The sequence below is a fragment of the Algibacillus agarilyticus genome (genome assembly GCF_003286125.1).
GTDB classification, from domain to species: Bacteria; Pseudomonadota; Gammaproteobacteria; order Enterobacterales; family Alteromonadaceae; genus Algibacillus; species Algibacillus agarilyticus.
Genome location: NZ_QMED01000012.1, coordinates 1 through 20,487, shown reverse-complemented (window position 1 = coordinate 20,487; position 20,487 = coordinate 1). Strand labels below are relative to the sequence as shown.

Here is a 20,487-nt window from a genome sequence, read left to right as displayed (position 1 = left end):
TAATTGATACCTCAACACCCAAGGACGCGAATATCTATGTTCAATATTTACCTGTCTAATCGCCTTGAAAATTTAAGCCATATGCTCGGTGCTGTTTTACAACAAACCGCCGAGAGTGTGTTTGAACAACAGCATATTCTAGTTCAACACAAAGGGATGCAGCATTGGTTATTAATGCAATTAGCAGAGCAAAATGGTATTGCCATGAATTTGGCTTTTGAACCCCCGGTAGGGGCTATTTGGTCTATATTGCGTGAATTAGATCCCACGTTAGCGAAAGAATCGCCGTATAAATCATCCATTTTAAGTTGGCGTATCTACCAGTTACTGGCGTCTGATGCGGTTATTCACGACCCGATTTTTGCTGAGCCAACGGCCTACTGGCATTCTATTGAACCGAGCCAAACCCGTGCACAAAAGCGTTTTCAATTAGCCAAAAATATTTCTGATTTGTTCGAGCAGTATCAAATATACCGACCTGAATGGATAACCCAATGGAGCGCGGGCCAAATCAACATGCAAAATCAGCCTAATTGGCAAGCCAAATTATGGTTCTTGTTAGTACAACAAGAACCAAGGCATCCAGTGGCCGAAATGCAACGCTTGATCAACGTGATAAAAGAAAAATCAAGCTTTAGGCCTAAGCAACGTATCTTATTTGGTTTTAATACACTACCGCCTTTGTGGCTTGATTTTTTTGTTACGTTAGCCGAAAAACAAGAAATGCATTTGTTTTTACTCAGCCCTTGTAACGAATTTTGGCAAGACATCGCCAGTGAAAAATTTGTCGCACGCCAGCGAGTCAAATGGCTCGACTTAGATAAAGGTGTCGATTGTCATTTTTATAATTTAGGTAACCCACTATTAGCTGCGCTAGGGCAGCAAGGGCAGGCCTTTTTAAAACTGCTTTACGATGTACCGCAAAGTGAAATTGCGGCCTTTAGCGAAAGCCAAAACACGCAATTATTACACCATATACAAGACGACATCTTGTTTATGCGTGAACCCGATCAATCTATTCCAATTGATGATTCTATTACGATCACCAGTAGTCACAGCGCCCTTAGAGAAGTTCAGCATTTACATGATTGGCTGTTGCAACAAATCGAGTTAGACCCAACACTCACGCCTAAAGATGTATTGGTTATGTGTCCGTCGGTTGAAGATTATGCGCCCTACATCGAAGCCATCTTTACCCGTGCTCGAGATTATCAGCACACCGAAAACCGTTTACCTTGCTCTATTGCCGACCGTTCTTTTTCATCTAATATGACGTTCGTGCAATTATTTAATCAAATATTACAATTGCCCGACAGCCGCTTTTCAGTAAGCCAAATTGTTGAAATGATGCGCTCACCTTATGTGCAACTTAAATTTGGCTGGCAAGAACAAGATATTCAAACTTTATTACCTTGGTTACAAAATGCGTCAATACATTGGGGACTCAGTGCCGAGCATAAACAGCAATTTAATTTACCGGCTAAAAAGAGCTTTACTTGGCAGCAAGGACTTTCTCGATTATTACTGGGTTTTGCCTACCAAGACGAAAATACATTGCTTGATCAAACCGTATTATTGCCAGATGTTGAAGGCGATCAAGCTCAGCTACTGGGCCGACTCCTGCTTTTTATTGATACATTGCAACAGCATGCTAAAAAGTTAAATAAAGCCCGTTCGGCCACTGATTGGTGCCAATATTTATTGGTTGTGCTCGAAGACCTATTTGCCTTAGACGACCAACAAACCTTTGAATACCGCATTGTGCATAACGCGATCATCGAATTACAAAAATGGACACAAGCCGCTAACCCAACAGCCGAAACAAGTGCTGAAATCGATTTGGGGGTTGTACAAGCTTATTTTGATATTGCGTTTAATCAACCGCAGCAAAGCCAGCATTTTATGACCGGCCAAGTGACATTTTGCTCGTTGATCCCAATGCGCAGTATTCCGTTTAAAGTTATCGCGTTGTTAGGCCTTAATGACGGTGATTTTCCACGCCAAAAAAATACCAATGGTATGGATTTACTCGCCCAAGACAAACCTCGCTTAGGTGACCGATCGCGTCGAGGAGACGACCGCTATTTATTTTTAGAATGCTTACTGTCAGCTCGCGATAAATTGTATGTTAGCTACCAAGGTAACCAAATAAAAGACGATTCTGAGCGTCAGCCTTCGAGTGTGTTAGTTGAACTGATGGCTTATTTAGGCCGTTATTATGGTTGGCAATCGAGTCATATTACGCGCACGCCGTTACAAGTTTTTAGCCCCGATAATTACTCAAATAACAAATGCCCGAGTTTTGACCAAGGTTGGCTCGCACTCGCGACTCGTCAGCCACAAGCAGAGGATCAAAACAAACCAAAAATCAATACGACCAGTGTAGCCGCAAACGCGTTGCCACTTGATATACCCGTCATACAAATAGACGATTTGGTTAACTATTTTTCTGATCCGATGCGTTATTATTGCAACAAAGTGCTTAACCTGTATTTGACAACCGAGATCCAAACGTTAATGGATTCTGAACCGTTTTCGGCCGATTACTTAATCCGATATCAAATACAACAAGACCTCGTTCAATGTGGGTTAGTGCAAGATCAAGCGCTTTTTGATAAACAAAGTGCATTACATCAATATTCGGGCGTTTTACCCGATCATGCTATCGCCACTAAACAATTTGAGCAATGGCAAACCGTCGCAAAAGATTATGCCAATAGCTTACATAAAAAACACGTTAATGAAGTTGCTTACCAAACTATCAAAACGACTATTTTAGGGATTGAAGTCAACGCTCGTTTACCCCTTGTTACCTGTTCAGATGAACGTGTTGAATCAAATATTGAATCAAGCTCTGAATCAAGTGCGGAGAAAAACACGATAGCGGTTAATGAAGACAATACCGCAGCAATTACCGCAGTAATAGCAGCCAATATTCAACATCAGCTATTTTGGCGTTTAGCCGATGCAAAAGGAAAAGATAAACTGCGACTTTGGTTGCACCATTTAATCGCGAATAGTCAAAGCCCAACACGCACCGATGGCTTTTACCGTAACAGTAAAGATGTATCGACCCACGTTTATTTTGATCCCATGATAGCCGAACTCGCGATTGAAGCATTAACTGAATTTGTACGGTTTTTTATGCGCGGGCAAACACAGCCATTACTCGTGGATGTCACGATCGCTGAACTGTATTTTAGTCAAGATCGCCGCGGTGAATTAAAACCGTTTACCGCACAATCGTGGTTAAGTTTATGGCAATCAGGTCCCTTCAGTTCAGGTTTTAACGACAACCCGTATTACCAACATTTGTTTTCAACCATACCCGATTGGACATCAACCGATGCCGAGCAATTAAGCACACTTTATTCGTTAATGATGTCATCACTTAACATAAGTAAGGAAGCTGCCGAATGAAGTTTTTACAAGCAGAATCATTACCGCTCAGCGGTCGACATATCATTGAAGCCAGTGCCGGAACGGGCAAAACCTACAACATAACGCGTTTATATTTACGCTTGTTGTTAAGCCAAAAATTAACCGTGCAACAAATATTAGTCGTTACCTTTACCCAAGCCGCAACAGAAGAATTAAAAGGGCGGATCGCACGTGAACTCAGATTGGCGATTGATATATGGCAACAAGCACCGGAGACTATAGACGATCCTGTTTATGCCAAACTTCGCCAAGAAATAGACGCACAAGAAGCCAAAACCCGACTCGACTTAGCCTTATTGCATTTAGACGAAGCCTCTATTTTAACTATTCATGGTTTTTGCTCGCGCGTATTAGCCGAGCATAATATGCTGGCGGGTTTGCCTTTTGATATTGAGCTGGCAACCGATACACGCAAAATGGTGTTGCAAGCCATCGAAGATCAATATCGCCGGTTGAGTGAACAACCCGATGATCTCGCGCTCATATTAGACAGTGCCCCCGATGCACACGCGTTTTTGCAGCAATACAGTCGTTTAATTGATGACTGCGCACCGCTCATTGCTAACAGCCCTGACGATATCGCACAAGCACATTTAACGTATTTAAAACAGGTCGCAACCGCCTTACTAAATGAGCAAGATTTGATCTTGACTCATTTAGTTCACACCGGCAAAGATGAAGCCACGCATCAACAAGCGTGGGGCGATTTATTAGCTTTTTTTACCGCGACGCCAGAGCCGTATCAAATCGAGCATCAAACAGATCAAAATACAGCACAAAATACAGCACAAAACACGGCTCAAAATGAGGCCAACACATCGGATTTTTATAGCCGGTTATTGCCCGCGCATGTTAAAAAATTCATCAATGGCAATCGGTTTAGCCGCAAACCTGCTGAAATCAAACAGCCTTTAAAAGCCGTATTCGATTTAGTTAAAACCTACGAAACCGACTACAGTAAAAAATACAAGGCTAAAATAATCAAAGCGGAATTAAACCAAGTGCTCGTTAACGTGATATTAGCGATACGCCAAGCCGTTAACCTTGATAAACAGCAAAAAGGGCAACTGGGTTTTAATGATTTAATTAACTGTTTAAGCCAACATTTACAACACGAAAAAGAACAACAAGCCACAAGTAATACACACGAATCGAGTGCGTTAACTGCGTTATTATCATCACAATATCCGGCCATTTTAGTTGATGAGTTTCAAGATACCGATCCTGAACAATATGCTATTTTTAACCTGATCCAAACCTATAACGAAGCCCATCTATTGCTGATGATAGGTGATCCCAAACAAGCTATTTATAAGTTTCGTGGCGGTGATATATTCACTTACCTTGCCGCGCGTGATCAAGCTCATTACCAATGGCAAATGGACACTAATTATCGTTCGTCGTTTAGTATGGTTGATGCATACAACCGTCTTTTTTATGGTCAAGCATTACCCGCATACCAACACGAGAATTCTGAAAACATTGAACCCAGCGCTCGTGTTTTTGGTTTTGATATTGACTACACACCGGTTAAAGCAAAACATGCGCAGGGTTTAAACTTAATTGATGAGCAACCTCGTGCCGCCCTTAGCTTAGTCAGCTTTGAAACCGATGATGACAACACCGCACAAAATCAAAAGTTTAGAACCGATATGGCAGCGTGGTTTGCCCACGAGATCAAACGCTTACTTGATCCCAACAAGCCCGTTATGCTGAATAATAATGATGATAAAAGAGCCGTCGCCGAGCAAGATATTGCTATTTTAGTGCGTGATTTTTCAGAAGCGAATGATGTACAACGAGCACTTAAAAGCGCAGGATTAAGCTCTGTTTATTTAAGTAATCGCGAAAATATATATAAAACCCTCGAAGCGAGCCATTGGCTACGATGTTTACAAGGTATCTTATTATTTGACAACGAGCGATACCTTATTTCGGCCCTTGCGACCCCTTTAATGGGACTAAACAACGAGGCGCTAGCCAGGTTACAGCAAGATGAATGCTTATGGGAAACATGGCGTGAACGCATTATAGATTTGCGTCATTTATGGCAAACCAAAGGCTTTATTAGCATGGCCTTTTATATTTTGCATCATTATACCCAGCCGGTTACCGATACACGTGAGCGACAACTAACCAACTACCTACATTTAATTGAGCTAATACAAGCGCGCAGTCAGCAAATGGCCAATCCACAACAATTGGTTGATTGGTTAGAGCGCCAAGTGTTTGAACCCGATATTAATAGCGATGCCGAATTACGGCTAGAAAGTGATTCAGCTTTGATCCGCATTGTGACATTGCACGGCAGTAAAGGGTTAGAGTATCCGATTGTATTTGTGCCGTTTGCAACCCGAAGTAAAGGTGGCAATAATCCACGCTATTTTCAATTATTTGATAAAAAAGAACAGCTTAGTGTTTTTTACTTAGGTGATGATGCCGAGCGTATTCAACAAGCACAAACCGAACAGCAAGCCGAAGATATTCGTTTATTGTATGTGGCCGTTACCCGTGCGGTTTATCGTTGCTATTTAGGCGTGAGTTTATTTAAAGATGCCTACAAATCGCCATTAGGGTTAACGTTAGGCTTAGATAAAACACAATCAGTTTTAACACAAGCGACAGCATTGGCACAAAGCAACGCCAATATTGACACGATCACGGTCGCGTTTAATGACGATACGGTTTCTGAACCAGAGCCAGAGCCTAAGACTAAGCCAGAGCTCGATACAACAGACAATAATAATGATAAAACCAATGCGTTTGCTACAGTCGCTAACACCGTAACCGCCCGCTCATTCACCGGTTATATAGAGCAAGATTGGCTGCTGCATTCTTTTTCGGGCTTAACTCGTTATGCACACCAAAGTGTCGTGGCCAGTATCGAATACAAAGAAATAGATGAAGATCACCTTGATCTACAACAAGCGCAACAACAAGATCAACAGCTCAGTAAAGCGGTTTGCTTTACGTTTCCTAAAGGGGCCACATCAGGGCTGTTATTGCACGAAATATTTGAGCATTTAGATTTTAATAACCCCGATTACGAAACCGCATGGCCTATTATTGAAGATGCTTTTAACGAAGAAAACGTACCCGACAAAGCAGGCTGTTTTGCTTGGTTTGATGATTGCCTACAAGCAGAGTTAAATCCAAACAGTGGTTTGCGTTTAGCCGATTTAACCACCGCAACAACACTGCGCGAAGTCGCATTTTATTTTCCGATGGAACACGTTAAAACCGATGCATTAATTAACTATTTAGCTCAACATCGAGGGGCGGATGTCAGCTCGTTTATATTTGCCGACCAGCTACAAGGCATGATGAATGGGGTTATCGATTTAGTGTTTGAGTGGCAAGGGCGATATTACGTAGCCGATTATAAATCGAACTTTTTAGGTGATCGCCATCAAGATTACAACGCTGAAAAAATGCAAGAAAGCATGCAAAGTAGCTTTTATGATTTGCAGTATTTAATTTATACCTTAGCGTTGCACCGATACCTCGCCACGCGAATACCTAACTATGACCCAGATACACATTTAGGTGGCAGTTACTATTTATATTTACGGGGTATGCAGGCTGCAAAAACGGGCGTAAAGACAAAAAGTTTAGACCAAACGCATGCCGAACCGTCATCGCAAACCAAGCCAACTTATGGTGTTTACCATCAAGCATTAACCGGTGACGAAATTAAACAGCTCGACACTATTTTTTCGGGCCAGGTAGCAGATCAAACAGAAGGAGCGCAATAAAATGAGTTTATATCCTTATTCACATTACGCCCAAGCACAGCAACACCTAGAAGGCATAAACGCAATTGATTTTTACCTTGCTCGGCAAATTTGTGACGATGTACAAATGCGGGCAGAAGCCCCATTCGCTGATTCAGATCATGAGTTACTCGACATACTCTTTCATTCGATTGTTTTAGTATCAGAGCAATTACGCTCGGGCCATACCTGTATATTATTGGCCGACTTTGCTGAAAACACCTACTGGCAAACAACCGCGATCGAAAATGAGATTGCCGTAAACGTAAACGTAAACGTCAATGCTAACGATGCTGTCAATCATACTGTAAATATAGCCGACGAAAACAATCCCCATTCGCACTTAACACAAACGCACTTAACACAAACGCACTTAACTCAAACACAGTCAATAACAGAACCAGACGATGAAAGCGTGAGTCAAGCAAGCGTAGCGCAAGGGTATGTATTTCCCACCTTAACTAAATGGCTTAACGCATTAGATAAACTCGGGTTAACCGTAGCTAAATTGCAATCACCCAAACATGAGCAATTTTTGGTTTTACAAAATAAACGCCTGTATTTACGTCGGTATTGGCAATTTGAAACCGAACTAGCCGCCACCTTAAACCAAAGACAATCGGTTCAGCTTGAGCTCAATATGGCGCACGCTAACGCTATTTTACACACCTTGTTTGCGCAACCCGCCCAACCCATTGATTGGCAAATGGTTGCGGTTGCCAATTCGTTATTGCAAGGTTTTTCAATTATTAGTGGTGGGCCGGGTACAGGCAAAACAACCACAGTGGTTAAACTATTAGCCGCTTTGATCTTTTTAAAACACCAAAGCGTTGCAACCAACGCCCACTTGTCGACGACCGAGCCCACCGCAGAACTAACAAATGAGTCAACGGCTGATCCCGTTCAACCTTTACTTAAAATAGCCATGGTTGCCCCAACGGGTAAAGCCGCGCAACGTTTATCTGAATCAATCAGCGGGGCTAAGCATAAATTGGCTGATTTGTTGCCTGATCATATCATTCAGCAAATACCGGTTGCCGCACAAACGGTTCACCGTTTGCTCGGCATTCGGCAACAAGCGCATCTCGTTAAGTATCATCAACAAAACCCACTTGATTTAGATTTATTATTGCTCGACGAAGCTTCAATGGTTGATTTACCGCTCATGACTCGATTGTTTAGAGCGCTGCCAGCCCATTGCCGCGTTATCATGTTAGGCGATGCCGACCAATTACCTTCAGTGGCGGCAGGGGCGGTGCTAGCCGATTTAGCACCGCTGCCACACCAAGGTTATAGCCAGCAGCGTACTGCACAATTAGCGAACTTGCTAAATATTGACTTGCCGGCCTCGTTGATCCCATGTGATCAATTAACCCACCTACAAGTCAGCTATCGCTTTAAAGGTGACGAAGGCATTGGTTTATTAGCTAAAGCCGTTATAAATGGCCAACATAAACAATGCGAAAAACTTAAAGCGGCAGCACGTGAAGATGTTAGCTTTAACGAGCAAATAACCCCTGAACAACTTACAAACTTGGTTACTAACTATATAAAACCCATTTTTAAAGCCCCCAACGTAGAGCAGGCATTTAAACGCTTAAGCGAATTTAGATTGCTAGCCGCTGTGCGCCAGACTGATTTTGGCGTAGAAGCGCTAAACCAACAAATTGAACAAATTTTACGTAAAAAACAAATCATTCGGCGTTTCGTTAATACGCCAGACCATTTGTACCCGGGCAAACCCATCATGATCACACAAAATGATTATGTAAATAATGTATTCAATGGCGACATAGGTTTAATTTGGCCTAACGAAAACAAACTCATGGTGGCCTTTGAACATGCCGAGGGTATACGTTGGATAAGCTTAGCGCGGCTACCGCATTTTGAAACCGTATTTGCCATGACAATACACAAAACCCAAGGATCAGAATTTGATCATGTTGCGATCGTATTGCCAGAAAACTACAGCCCAATACTCTCAAGAGAGCTGCTTTATACTGGTATTACTCGGGCTAAAACCCACATCAGCCTATACAGCGACCCGCATATTTTACAAAAAACAATAACTAAAAAAGTACAACGTTATTCAGGCCTTGCCGAACGAATAGGTGTGTAGCTTTCACTTAAATTAACAGCCAAATAAAAGTTAAAAACTAAAACGCATCGCTAAAAAAATCACTAAAAACAAGTATTAAACGAACTTTGAAGGTAGATAAAATTGCTAGACAATATTGAAAAAAAACACCTCGTCACCGTATTAAAAGATTGCATTGAAGGGCGGTTAACCCCCGCCGAAGTACAAGATTGGATGGTGGATAATTATGATCCACTCGAAATAAAAATTGCAGAAAACGAACCTGACTACACACAAGAAGCCATGAATATTGTTATGAACGAATATGAGCTAGTCGACTTGAATAAATGCCTACCAATTGGATTTGAATACGCCCTCGCATTTGTTTGCTGCCAAGAGCACGAATACGCCCAAGCCCGCGCTAATTTTATAAAAGCGGGTTTTATTGATTAAATTGACAGCAGGCACGCCGAAGACGAAAGGCTTTTTACTTTTTATTTTTTTAGGGGTAAGTTACGATGCATTTAGTTAAATTAAATCAATGGTTTATTGGCTTTCTGTAATTGCCTATTGATTTCCTAGTGATGACTGTCCTGCATGGGTTTATTAGTTTGGGTTTTGAGAGTAAAACAGCCCATGATGATAAATGGACGGTGAAAAAAACGCGTTCACACTTAAATGTGTTTGATCTTAAAGAGTGGTTAATCAAAGACGAAGGTAAGCGATTACTTAGCGGTGTTGACGAAGATTTAGTGAAAGACTTAATTGAAAATAGCCAACAATTTTAAGAGTAAATAATATGAGTTGGAGACCTGAAGATAAAGATTGGTTAAAGGAGCGTAAAGCTTATTGGAAAGTAGTTAAACCTATGCTCAGCCACACTAGGCTTTATGATTCAAAAGACGTTAGATTAATAAAAGAGTATTACTTATATGGCCCAGAAAAAGAAACCTTAATTCACTGCGCTGTTGGTGGCGACCTTCATAAGGTGAAAGCTACCGCTTTATTAGGAGCATGGTTGCATCCTTCTGATGATGTTGAAGAGGTTAAATCGGAGATTAAGCGCTTTACATATCGAGATGAAACTAGAGATGGTTACGTTTGGATTAAACATGGTTATCATATTTTTTATAATCTGACACACGCAGTCGGTGTCGAAAAAGCGAGTTACCTTGCACAATATAAATTATTGGGGGATAGCTTGTTTGATGGGCGTGAGCAATTGATGTGCCAGTTATTGTTACCGGACAGTATTGAGAAGGATTCCCAATTCTTGAAGAAAAAAAATGATCAAAATCAGGAGTGGTTTGATGATCATCTGACTTATAAATTTGGGGATTTACTTGGAATCATCGACACCCCGGACCCTATGCCGCATTATGTGCCGCAATATCGCATTCCATATATCTTAAGCTGCTTCAAACATGGAAATATCCAACAGCGAGCTCATATTACCGTTGAACGTTTTTGCTACGTGGCAGAAAAAATAAAAGCTGAACCTGCTAATGCTTTACCTGTTCAAGTTAATTCTATTAATGAATTCGAATCTGGCTTATTTGTCAATAAGTCTGAAATACCAGCAAGTACATTTGAAATATTTGATAAATACCGCCAATTAGCCAAAGAAAAATTATTATCTGAGCCAAATTATCTGGCAAATTATCTGGGACAGTCGCTCTAAGAAAAGAAAGATTTAACCGATTTTGGCTACATTGTGTTTGATAAATGAGTGAGTTGATCGCGTTATTTATTCACTTTTCTAAGTCATTTGGGACAGGCACTAATAAATCTATGATTTTACTTGATTTTAATCCTTCAGTTAGGATGTTGACGATGCCTGTCCCACACGATTACTAATGGAATATTAATAAAAGTACCTATAGCAACCACCGAGAATTTTTCCTTGACCGTGTAGGAACAACTAAAAATGAGTTGGATGGAGCCAAAGAAAAAGGAAAACCGGTTGCTGCAAACTTTGAATGGTATTTTCAGGATTTTAAACGCCGGACAATACGGGGTTATTCAAGTAAAGAGCTAGATAGTGTGGCTGAATGGGTAAGAAAATTACCAAAAACCAAAGAGGGTATACAGCATGCTAGCTTAGGCTATAAAGATGGAAAAGAAAATCGCATTAAGTTCACACAGAAGGATGCGCGTAAAAAACTAAATCGTCATAATGTCAAAACGTGGCTTTTAGGCACAGCTAAAGGTGTATTACTTGCTAACGTTAATGATGATTTAATTGATGAATTGATTGATAAAAGCGACCAATTTTAAAAGAGCTATAAAATGAATCAAACAATAAATGCTGAAGAGAAAAAACAGCGTAAAAAGCGCTGGAAAGAATTTGCAAAATTAATAGACAACATAGGTAGTAACAACCGTTATCATTATAAATATCTTGAGCAATTTTACTTAACTGGAGAAGAAGATGCTGAGCACCCAGTAGATTCTTTTCACGGCGCTCCATTAATAGAGATGCTACTTTCACAAGACCAATCACCTGATAATTTATTGAAAATCAAAAAAAAATATTCACCACACCCAAGATGGGGTGATGGGCATTGGGTTGACGCAAAAAGATATTATAAAGAAAGAATGGACGACTGGCGTAGTCAAAAAAATCAATTTAGTAACGCTACTATGTTAGGGGGGGGCGAAATAGAGTATGAGTTATTTAAACTTTTTTATCCTCAGAGAGTTGAGCCAAATGAATTTGACAAAAAAGAAGAGTTTCAAGTTTGGGTTGAGGAAAAATGTTCTGGTTTAACTTATGAATTACTTGATTTTTTTGAATGTAAAAAACCAAGTTCTAGTTTTTATATGAAGTGGTGGCTGGCTTACTGGTGTGATTGCATAAATTATGGTTTCAAAGAAGACAAAGTATTTGGTTGGTTGCTCGAAGCTATGCTGGCAGTTCAAGCAAAACCTGATAAGTATACGCCGCTGCAATTAGAGTTAGCTGAGAAGATATTTGCGATTGCTGAAGATGATTCGATAAACCCAGAGTTTAGGAAACACTTTGCTAATTGCAAAGCTGCGTTGAATAAATAATATATTTCAAAGGACATAGTGATGGAACATTACTTGAGTTTTTATGTAAAAACAGGTCAATCTTTTAGTGCTATCAAAGAAGTACTTACAGTAAATACAGAGTGGGAAAAAAGAAACGTTAAAGCTGGCATTGTAAGCTTTGGTTTTATGTCAGGCTCCGATTACGAGATATATATTGAAGATATTTGTCGTGATTTAAAAAAAATTGGCATTATATCTATTCGTATCGCCATTACAGGAGATGAAGACCCTTGGTTGGAGTTAACTTCAATTGAAGGTGATGAACAAATTACGAATCAAATTGATTTTGGTTTGTTTGATTATCTATCAGAATGTGAAGATGAAGACGAGTTATCTTCAGCGCTGAAAAAAGCCCAAGAGTTAGGTCCAGATAGTTACTTTTTGCCGATGTACCAACAATGGAAAGAAGGCTTTGAAAAAGCAAGCTTTAAATCCTTAGATGAAATTTATGAACAAATAATTGGAAGCTGCGAAACCAAATGAGTGGAACTATCTGGGACGACTAAGCGAAAATTATCAAGGACAGCCTGCGCGTAACTCATCGAGGACAGTCATCAATTATGTGCCCTAATCATGTAGTTCAAGCTAAAACTTACTTGCCAGCCAGCAGCTTGAAATCAAGCTGTATAGCAGGCTTTAACGAAATTTATTAGGTATAAGATACTGTTACATTCATAGTAAATTTTGCTAAATATAGGTTACTTGATGATTGCAACTTGAGCATGACAGAAAACTATTTGAGTTAGTTTTTAGCTATTAGCTATCAGGGACAGCCTCTCTAAGAAAAGAAAGATTTAACCGATTTTGGCTGCATTGTGTTTGATTAATGAGTGAGTTGATCGCGTTATTAACCGAACTATTGTTCATGTAGGACAGTCATCGATGTTCACTGGACACTATCTGGGACAGGCACTCTAAGGACACTATCTGGGACTGTAGTGGTCTAATGAAACTGTAGAGATTTATAGCTTAAAATATGTAAAATCTTAAAGGTATTTATTATGACTAGAAAAGCGAAAGTTACTGTCAGCACTCTTCAAAAATTAGAATATGCCAAATTGATGGTTGAACAGGGTTACACCAATAAACAAATTGAAGAAATGTCAGGTGCGGGCAAATCGGCCGTATCTAGATGGAAAATACAGTATCAGGCAGAATTAGCCGGGAGGCACTATCTGGGACAGGCACTCTAAGAAAAGAAAGATTTAACCGATTTTGGCTACATTGTGTTTGATAAATGAGTGAGCTGATCGCGTTATTTATTCATTTTGATGGCTTTAAATACGCGTAAATTGTGCATTGATTGATGAATTGAGTTTGACGGAATTATCTGGGACAGTCGCTCTAAGAAAAGAAAGATTTAACCGATTTTGGCTACGTTGTGTTCGATAAATGAGTAAGTTGATCGCGTTATTTATACCAATCCGTAATAATAAGTGCCCACTCAGCGAGCGTTTAAAGGATGTTGACGATGCCTGTCCCACACGATTGTGGTATGTTGATTTTTGGCGAAACCATTATACCTTGTTGCTATGCCCCCGCTCATTTTTCGTTCAAAGATCAACACCCTCTATTAAGTGGGCTAAATTACTAACGATGTCGATAAGTTTATACGAGGCTAATGCTAGGGCATTTTATGTCGTATTCCAGTGCTGATCTTAATTTTTGTGAGTTTTAGTACATTTATCACTAAATTTATATGGCTTAAAAACAATGCTTATCAATGTCTATTATTATTGTTGTTTTTTTGTTGATATAACAATGTTGATGATATCACTTGGTCTATTTTATGTAGACGTTGTTTGTAAAGCGGTGATTGAGTCGATTGATAACGTGTTATAAATTCGGCTTCGGTTAAACTGGTATGATTGATCAGTATATTAGGTAATAAATCGTTAGCCTGAATGCCTTTTAAACTAAATAAGGTTTGAACTCTCTTGGCACTGATCGGTGTTTGTGTTGCTTGTTTAGCAAAATGAATGCCAGCTCGATCCGCTGCAATATCGTCAAAACTAAAACCAGAACCACCTTTTATTTGACTATCGAATAACTCTTTAAATTCACCTATTTGAGTGCTGGCGTGTTGGTTTAATAATAAATGTATCGCAGCTGATGCAATGAAATGTTTGGCTAGATCGTCTCGGTGATGAAAACGAATTATTAATGGCTTTTTTTCAAAATTAAATACATGTAAATCACTTGGATAAAAGTGCTTAAATTGTTGAGGCAACATAAAAAGTGCTAATGCTTGTAATATGGCTTTGTTTTCTTCAATTGCTTGTTGTCGTTGGTTTTGCTTTTGTTGCCTAAACAAGGCTTGTGTAAATAAGATTTGCAGAAGTGAGTCTAACGTAACCGGTGAATCAGAATGACGATGTTGTTGCACAATAACTTGCAGCGAAAGTAAATAGCGTTGCACGTGAGCGGGGTTTATAAGTGCCTTATGTTGTTTTTTTAAAATTGGTTTTATTGTCTCGACTTTTACACTGTGTGCGTATTTAAAGGTAAGCGCTTGGGGCGTTATATTGATCTCACTAATATTACCTCTTAGTTTTTCTGCTTGCATTTTTGTTGTTAAATACGTGAGTAGCCAATCGAACATTATATTCAGGCTTTGGTTAGGCAAAGCCCAACCTGATATATATGTTTCTTGCCAATTGAACGCGTGTTGACTGTTTAATAATTGCGTTTTTAATGTTAACCCTAAGGCTTTACCTTGCCATGTGACCAGAGTGTAAAATGCATTTATTTGTGCATAAGCGTGATGCAAATCAACCTGTACTGAATGCGCATTAAACTGGTTACGGAGAATAAAGTGGATGCTATTTAATTCGTCTTGAGTGATGCGGACTGGGTAATGCGGGGTAAGCTCGTTTTTTTGATTTTTTCTTGTTGTTTCAAATCGCTGTGATAGCTGTTGTAAATTTTTTGCGTGTTTGCTTGGCATGACATTTTGCGTGTTTTGTAATTCAGTTGGGAGCATACGAAGGCTTGCTAAAAATAAAACAATAACGCCGCATAATGAGATTAATAAGCTAGTGAGTAAGCCGACAAAAATGCGCCGTAATAGTGTCATTAACCGATCTATTTATGTTGGAGGTTAATCTGATTTTAGCTTGCTATCGTCTTTAAGCCCAACCTTAACCTAAATCAATTAGCGTGCTAAAGGTAAAATAGAGGTGATGTTTTATGAATGATTATTATAACGACTACTTGATAAAGGCCAATTTAATGTCATTACGTATGTCATTAAATTGGCCGATATGGTTGTTTGCTAATGAAGCTCTTTGCCATAAATAAGCATTTCGGTTAATCCTTTCGCTGTATTTTGCTCATACAAATCGAGTTTGAGGTACTGAGCCGGTAAATTAACTAATGGTAAGCTGATCCATTTTTTATATTCACCTGTCTCATGCTCATTAAACCTTGTCCAATTGATACCATCGGTACTCGACCACATAATTATTTTACCCGGCCTAAATTGGCTGCTCATGTCGTAATATAAAATTTCAGTTAACTCGTAAATATTATCTAGCTTAATGATAACCTCTGCAGGCATTGGCTGGCCTAATTCATCGACGTAAATGTGCCTGCCATATAATGAATCCGTCGGAACTGATTGCTTCATCGGTAAATCATCGGTATTACTAAAGTTTACATTTAAGTAAGATGCTCTCAGCTCGGGCAATGAGGCCAAGTGTTGTGGCTTTTCGGTTAAACCGATCTGTTCATCAAAGAGTGGATTTGCATCTCGTATTCTTCCGTTGTGTAATGAATTAACGCTGACCGGGGTGATGAGTTGTTCAACGCTTGGTGCTGCTTTTTCACCTAAAATTAGCACCTCGGTGATACCTTTAGCGGCGTTTTCTTCGGTGAATGCGAATTTGATATAGTGAGCGCGCGTATTGTTGAGCGCCAAGCTCGCCCATTGTTTATATTCACCGGTTAAGTATGCATGTTGCAGCTGCCAGTTTTGTTGATCAAGGCTGGTGTAGATATTGATTAAACCAGGGCGATAAGCGCTACTCATATCGTAAATCATTATTTCGTTGAGTATGTGCGCGCCATCCAGTTCAATTGTAAAATTGGCAGATAAGGCTTGAGCATTTTCATCTACATAGGTGTAACGCCCGTAGCTTGATGCTGTTTCGACTGCTTGTTTTTGCGGTAAAACGCTTGAGTTTGATAAATTCACATAAGCTTTGGTTTGACGAAGCTCTGGGCTTTTATCTCCGTGGCTTGGTTTGGTGCTAAGTTCGGTTTGCTCGTCGAATAGTTTATCGGGTTCACCCACTCGATTTGGATGAGAGACACTAAAACCGATTGGCGAGATTAAGTTAACATTGCCGGTTGTTGGCGGTGTAATAACCGGTGGTGTCTGCTCGGTGGGTGTTTGATCTGTGGGTAATGGCACGGCGGTTATGCTATTCGCAAACACGTATTGATTATCGACTTTATTGAGTTGTAAATTGATGTTGTCGCCGTTTTCAATGGTTACGTTGAAGCAAACGCTATCAGCACAATCGGTTTTATTAATACTCGCCGTGGGTAAGTTAACACTTGTAGCGGCTTGCAGTAAAAATACGCGTACATCTTCTTCTACAGAATTAACGGGCACGAAGCGCGCTAAATTGCGCATCTCTTTGCGTTGTAAGCGATTGATTAAATACAGGCCGTTATCTTCGATAAAGCGATTGAAATACCGATCGTTGCTTAAAAAATCGGGGGCGCCTAATTCAAAATGCGCGGGGTGGAGCGAGGCGGCTGTAATGCGACCATATGCTTCAACGTCTTCATTGTTTTTTAAGCTATTACAGCGTGGTGTTAGCATTAACGCGCCATCCGCGTTGATGTGTTGCGTCACATCTTGCGCGCGTGATTGACACGTTTTGTCTGGATTTTTGTTGGAATACCAAAATTCTTGAACTTTATCTGCTTTACCCGGTTTGGTTTTAAAACTATCAACGATAATGAAATTACCATCGTTAAGTGGAATTAAATAACGATGAAAATAGTCTAAGTTGCCGTTGCTTAAATGTGTGCCATAAACTGCGCTGCCATTCAGGTGAACCGCTGAACGACCTGCAATATCGAGTGCGTATATTTGACCTGTTTGTCCTAAAAATTGACTCATGTTAGTTGAATTAGGTGCGTTATCTTGCGTGTCTTTTGCATTCGGTAACACGAGTGTATTAGCCCCTATTGGCAAGTAGTCCATGTAGTTCGCGACTGAAAAATCAGCTGGGTCGGCACTGTAAAATACCTCGGCAGTTGAATAACTTCCGCTGGCACTGAATTTAGCCCACGTTTGACTGTTGTTCGCGCCGCCAGTGGCTTCGGTTGAAATAACCTTTAAGACATCGGGATGGCTGATTTGTGGGGTGGTTGCATCGATAGCGGCCGATAACGATTCAAGGTGATTATCGCCATACCAATGTAATTCGGTTTGGTTAGCGGCATTTACAAAGGCTATTTCATCTAGGCCAAACTCACCGTCTTTGATGAAGCCAGTGGTTTTAAAGCGGAGAATTTCAATACCTTGTCCTTTGCCTAACCATTGTGCATCTGTTAAATCAAAATCAATGAGTGGAATAGAAAATTTGAGCCAATCTGAGGGGGGTGTCGATACTTGATAAGGCGCAACGCTGAGTTCTTTGCTAAACCCTTTGAGTTTTAAATTTACAAATAAGCGTGATAAATCGAGTGTGCCACTTAAGGGTTTTAAGTAAAACTCAAGCTTGTGTTGGTTTGATGCAATTAAATGACCGTTGGCTCCTTGCACGTTATAAAAATGATAAGGTTTGGATAATTCACCATAACCCCAATCGGCGAGTAATCGATTGCCGTAAGCGCTCCAGATCACGGCGCCAAAATCAATCTCTCGGTGTTTGAGTGTATTACTCACGGCATTACCGGCTAAAAAGGTTTGGTCGGCTTGTTGGTTGCGTAGGTTGTCGTTGGTGACATCTTGCGCTGTGGTGGTTGCGCCAGGCGTGTGTTGGCGAAGTGTTGCTATTTGATATTCTGGATAAATTAACGTTTTACCGGTTGCTTGGCCGCGTTGGCATTGTTGTGTTTCTTTGTAAAAATTACGTGCATGATGGGCCGACGCATTCCATATGTCGTAATAAGCGTGTGAATAGTAACTGCTGGCAAAGTAATCTTGTAATGTGCAGGCATTGGCGGTGGTGCTGCCTATTTCGGCTTGGCCGGTTAGCTCTTGCCAATAGAGTATGTCCATTATATGTAATTGCTCGTAGCCATCTTTTGCCCATGCATCACCAAAATCGATAAGTCGACCATCAGAGGCAACGTTTTCTATCATCCAACGGCTGGTTTTTTCGGCCATTAACGCCCATTTGACAGCGTGGTTAGGTTGGCCAAAACTACTCATTAATAAGTTGTTTATTTCAAGTGAACCGTTCATCGATGTGCTTAAGTAACTTGGGCCTTCGGTATATGCGCCGTCGTTTAATATTTCATCGCGGTGTAGCCAAATAGATTCAAGCACGATGTCTAATACTTGATGCGCTTTGGCTGAATAGGTTGTGTCGTGCCAGTAGGTTATGGCCCAAAATAAGGCGGCAGCATCTAATATTGGCGTCCAGTTATTGCCATTATGCAAAGCCCAGCGACCGAGTGAACCACTGGCATCTTTGGGTAAATAATAGATTGCGATAAAGCTATCTATTTCATTGGCTAAATGGCTTTCAACGAATTGTTTATCAGCGGGTTTTAAGTATTCACTGTGCCAAAACGTATCTAAGATCAATGTCCATAATTTAAATGCAGGGTAAGCGCCAAGGTCGAAAAATTTGCCTTGAAAGCCTTTATGCCATGCATTGATATAACCGGCTGAATTAAGCGGTTCTTGGCGTAGTCGATCAAATTCGTAAGCGATAAATTTTTCAGATAAATTAGCTATTTCAGTTTGATTAAATCGGCATTGATTTGTTGTGAGGTTTTGCTGTGGATCATCTTCGGGATGAATTTGATGGCAATGCTGCATACGTCGAATTAGGTGTACTATTTGCAGCGCATTGTCGCGGCGCCAATTATCCATTTTAGTGACGGTGATTTGGCCATTGCTTATGCTAACGGCTTGGTTGTATTTTTCGGCTAAGCTATGTTCACTTAATGTGCTCGGTGGCGCTTGGTTACCACTTTTACATTCGACACCACCTAGACTGTAGCGATCCCATTCTTCTTTAATATTTTTAATGGTGCCCCAGCCACTTTTACCTTGCCAATCGCAATTGGGATCAAGCGCTTCAAAACGCGCTATGGTTTGATACCAAAGTGAATTATCACCGTATAAACGAGGATGATTTTCGCTGGGTTGTATCAATGAGTTTTTAACTTGGTTTATGAGTTCAATTTTTCGTGCTTGACTGATTTCATCGCCTGTAAAGTGGCTTGTATCTTCAGCTGCGTGTAGTAAAGCCGGTGATAAGCATAAGAGCAAAATCGGCTGTAAATATTGGCTGAGCGTTTTAAAAATAGAATGAAATGGGATGGGTTTTGGTCTTTTGATCTGAATGTTCATAACTACTCCATATGGTCCAGATTTAATAGAATTAAAATCATAGACCTGTTTTATGTGTTTGAATTTTTTTTGTACTATATATACCCAAGTAACTTGAAGAGTAGGAATAAGCATCTTGAAGCGCACTATCGGGGACAGTCGCTCTAAGTACACTATCTGGGACAGTTAACACACTATCTGGGACAGTCGCTCTAAGAAAAGAAAGATTTAACCGATTTTGGCTACATTGTGTTTGATAAATGAGTGAGTTGATCACGTTATTNACACTATCTGGGACAGTCGCTCTAAGAAAAGAAAGATTTAACCGATTTTGGCTACATTGTGTTTGATAAATGAGTGAGTTGATCACGTTATTTATTCACTTTGATGGCTTTAATACGCGTAAATTACGTTTAATTGATGAAATTAGCTTTTTTAGGCGTGACTATTTGCATCATTGTTGATGTTCTACGTTTTTGCTTGTTTAGGTTGGTAAATTTTATATTAGCTAAGTGAGTGCGGCGGGGGTTGCGTAGTAACGTTGTGCAGCTTTGAGTTTGGCTATGCGTTTTACGTTTACATGTTGGCTATAGGTG

11 protein-coding genes and 1 pseudogene are annotated in these 20,487 nt (G+C 40.2%); 10 read left to right on the top strand and 2 right to left on the bottom strand.

Annotation, left to right across the window (positions count from 1 at the left end; translation table 11 throughout):
* Positions 1–36: 36 nt before the first annotated feature.
* From recC to DPX34_RS10975, 10 genes and pseudogenes are all read left to right on the top strand, one after another.
* Entirely contained in the window at positions 37–3,420 is a 3,384-nt protein-coding gene (recC, locus tag DPX34_RS11020) for an exodeoxyribonuclease V subunit gamma (protein WP_111978487.1), read from the top strand.
* Positions 3,417–7,196: an exodeoxyribonuclease V subunit beta gene (gene recB / locus DPX34_RS11015; RefSeq protein ID WP_111978486.1), complete on the top strand. Its 3,780-nt coding sequence runs from the start codon at positions 3,417–3,419 to the stop codon at positions 7,194–7,196. The genes recC and recB overlap by 4 nt, the downstream gene beginning before the upstream one ends.
* A 1-nt stretch (position 7,197) precedes the next feature.
* On the top strand, positions 7,198–9,333 hold the full coding sequence (gene recD / locus DPX34_RS11010; RefSeq protein WP_111978485.1) for an exodeoxyribonuclease V subunit alpha: 2,136 nt from the start codon (positions 7,198–7,200) through the stop codon (positions 9,331–9,333).
* A gap of 102 nt (positions 9,334–9,435) precedes the next feature.
* A complete protein-coding gene (locus DPX34_RS11005) occupies positions 9,436–9,744 on the top strand; it encodes a hypothetical protein (RefSeq protein ID WP_111978484.1) in 309 nt (102 codons plus the stop codon).
* A 128-nt stretch (positions 9,745–9,872) separates the two neighbouring features.
* Complete coding sequence (locus tag DPX34_RS11000; protein ID WP_157964699.1) at positions 9,873–10,079, top strand: hypothetical protein; 207 nt, start codon at positions 9,873–9,875, stop codon at positions 10,077–10,079.
* A gap of 11 nt (positions 10,080–10,090) precedes the next feature.
* Complete coding sequence (locus DPX34_RS10995; RefSeq protein ID WP_111978482.1) at positions 10,091–10,972, top strand: hypothetical protein; 882 nt, start codon at positions 10,091–10,093, stop codon at positions 10,970–10,972.
* Between the two features lie 251 nt (positions 10,973–11,223).
* Positions 11,224–11,568 carry a hypothetical protein gene (locus tag DPX34_RS10990; protein ID WP_111978481.1) on the top strand — a complete coding sequence of 115 codons (345 nt, stop codon included), beginning with the start codon at positions 11,224–11,226 and terminating at the stop codon, positions 11,566–11,568.
* A gap of 12 nt (positions 11,569–11,580) precedes the next feature.
* Entirely contained in the window at positions 11,581–12,345 is a 765-nt protein-coding gene (locus DPX34_RS10985) for a hypothetical protein (protein WP_111978480.1), read from the top strand.
* Positions 12,346–12,366: 21 nt separating this feature from the next.
* Positions 12,367–12,849, top strand: coding sequence for a hypothetical protein (locus tag DPX34_RS10980; protein ID WP_111978479.1), 483 nt, complete (start codon positions 12,367–12,369; stop codon positions 12,847–12,849).
* 518 nt (positions 12,850–13,367) lie between these two features.
* Positions 13,368–13,532 (top strand): annotated as a pseudogene (locus DPX34_RS10975) (IS3-like element ISSde8 family transposase); the annotation flags it as partial.
* A gap of 554 nt (positions 13,533–14,086) precedes the next feature.
* Here DPX34_RS10975 and DPX34_RS10970 read toward each other — a convergent pair.
* The gene (locus DPX34_RS10970) at positions 14,087–15,442 is read right to left on the bottom strand and encodes a YfiM family lipoprotein (protein ID WP_111978478.1); all 1,356 of its coding nucleotides are present in this window, start codon (positions 15,440–15,442) and stop codon (positions 14,087–14,089) included.
* A 198-nt stretch (positions 15,443–15,640) separates the two neighbouring features.
* Positions 15,641–19,912: a hypothetical protein gene (locus DPX34_RS10965; protein WP_111978477.1), complete on the bottom strand. Its 4,272-nt coding sequence runs from the start codon at positions 19,910–19,912 to the stop codon at positions 15,641–15,643.
* Positions 19,913–20,487: the final 575 nt, after the last annotated feature.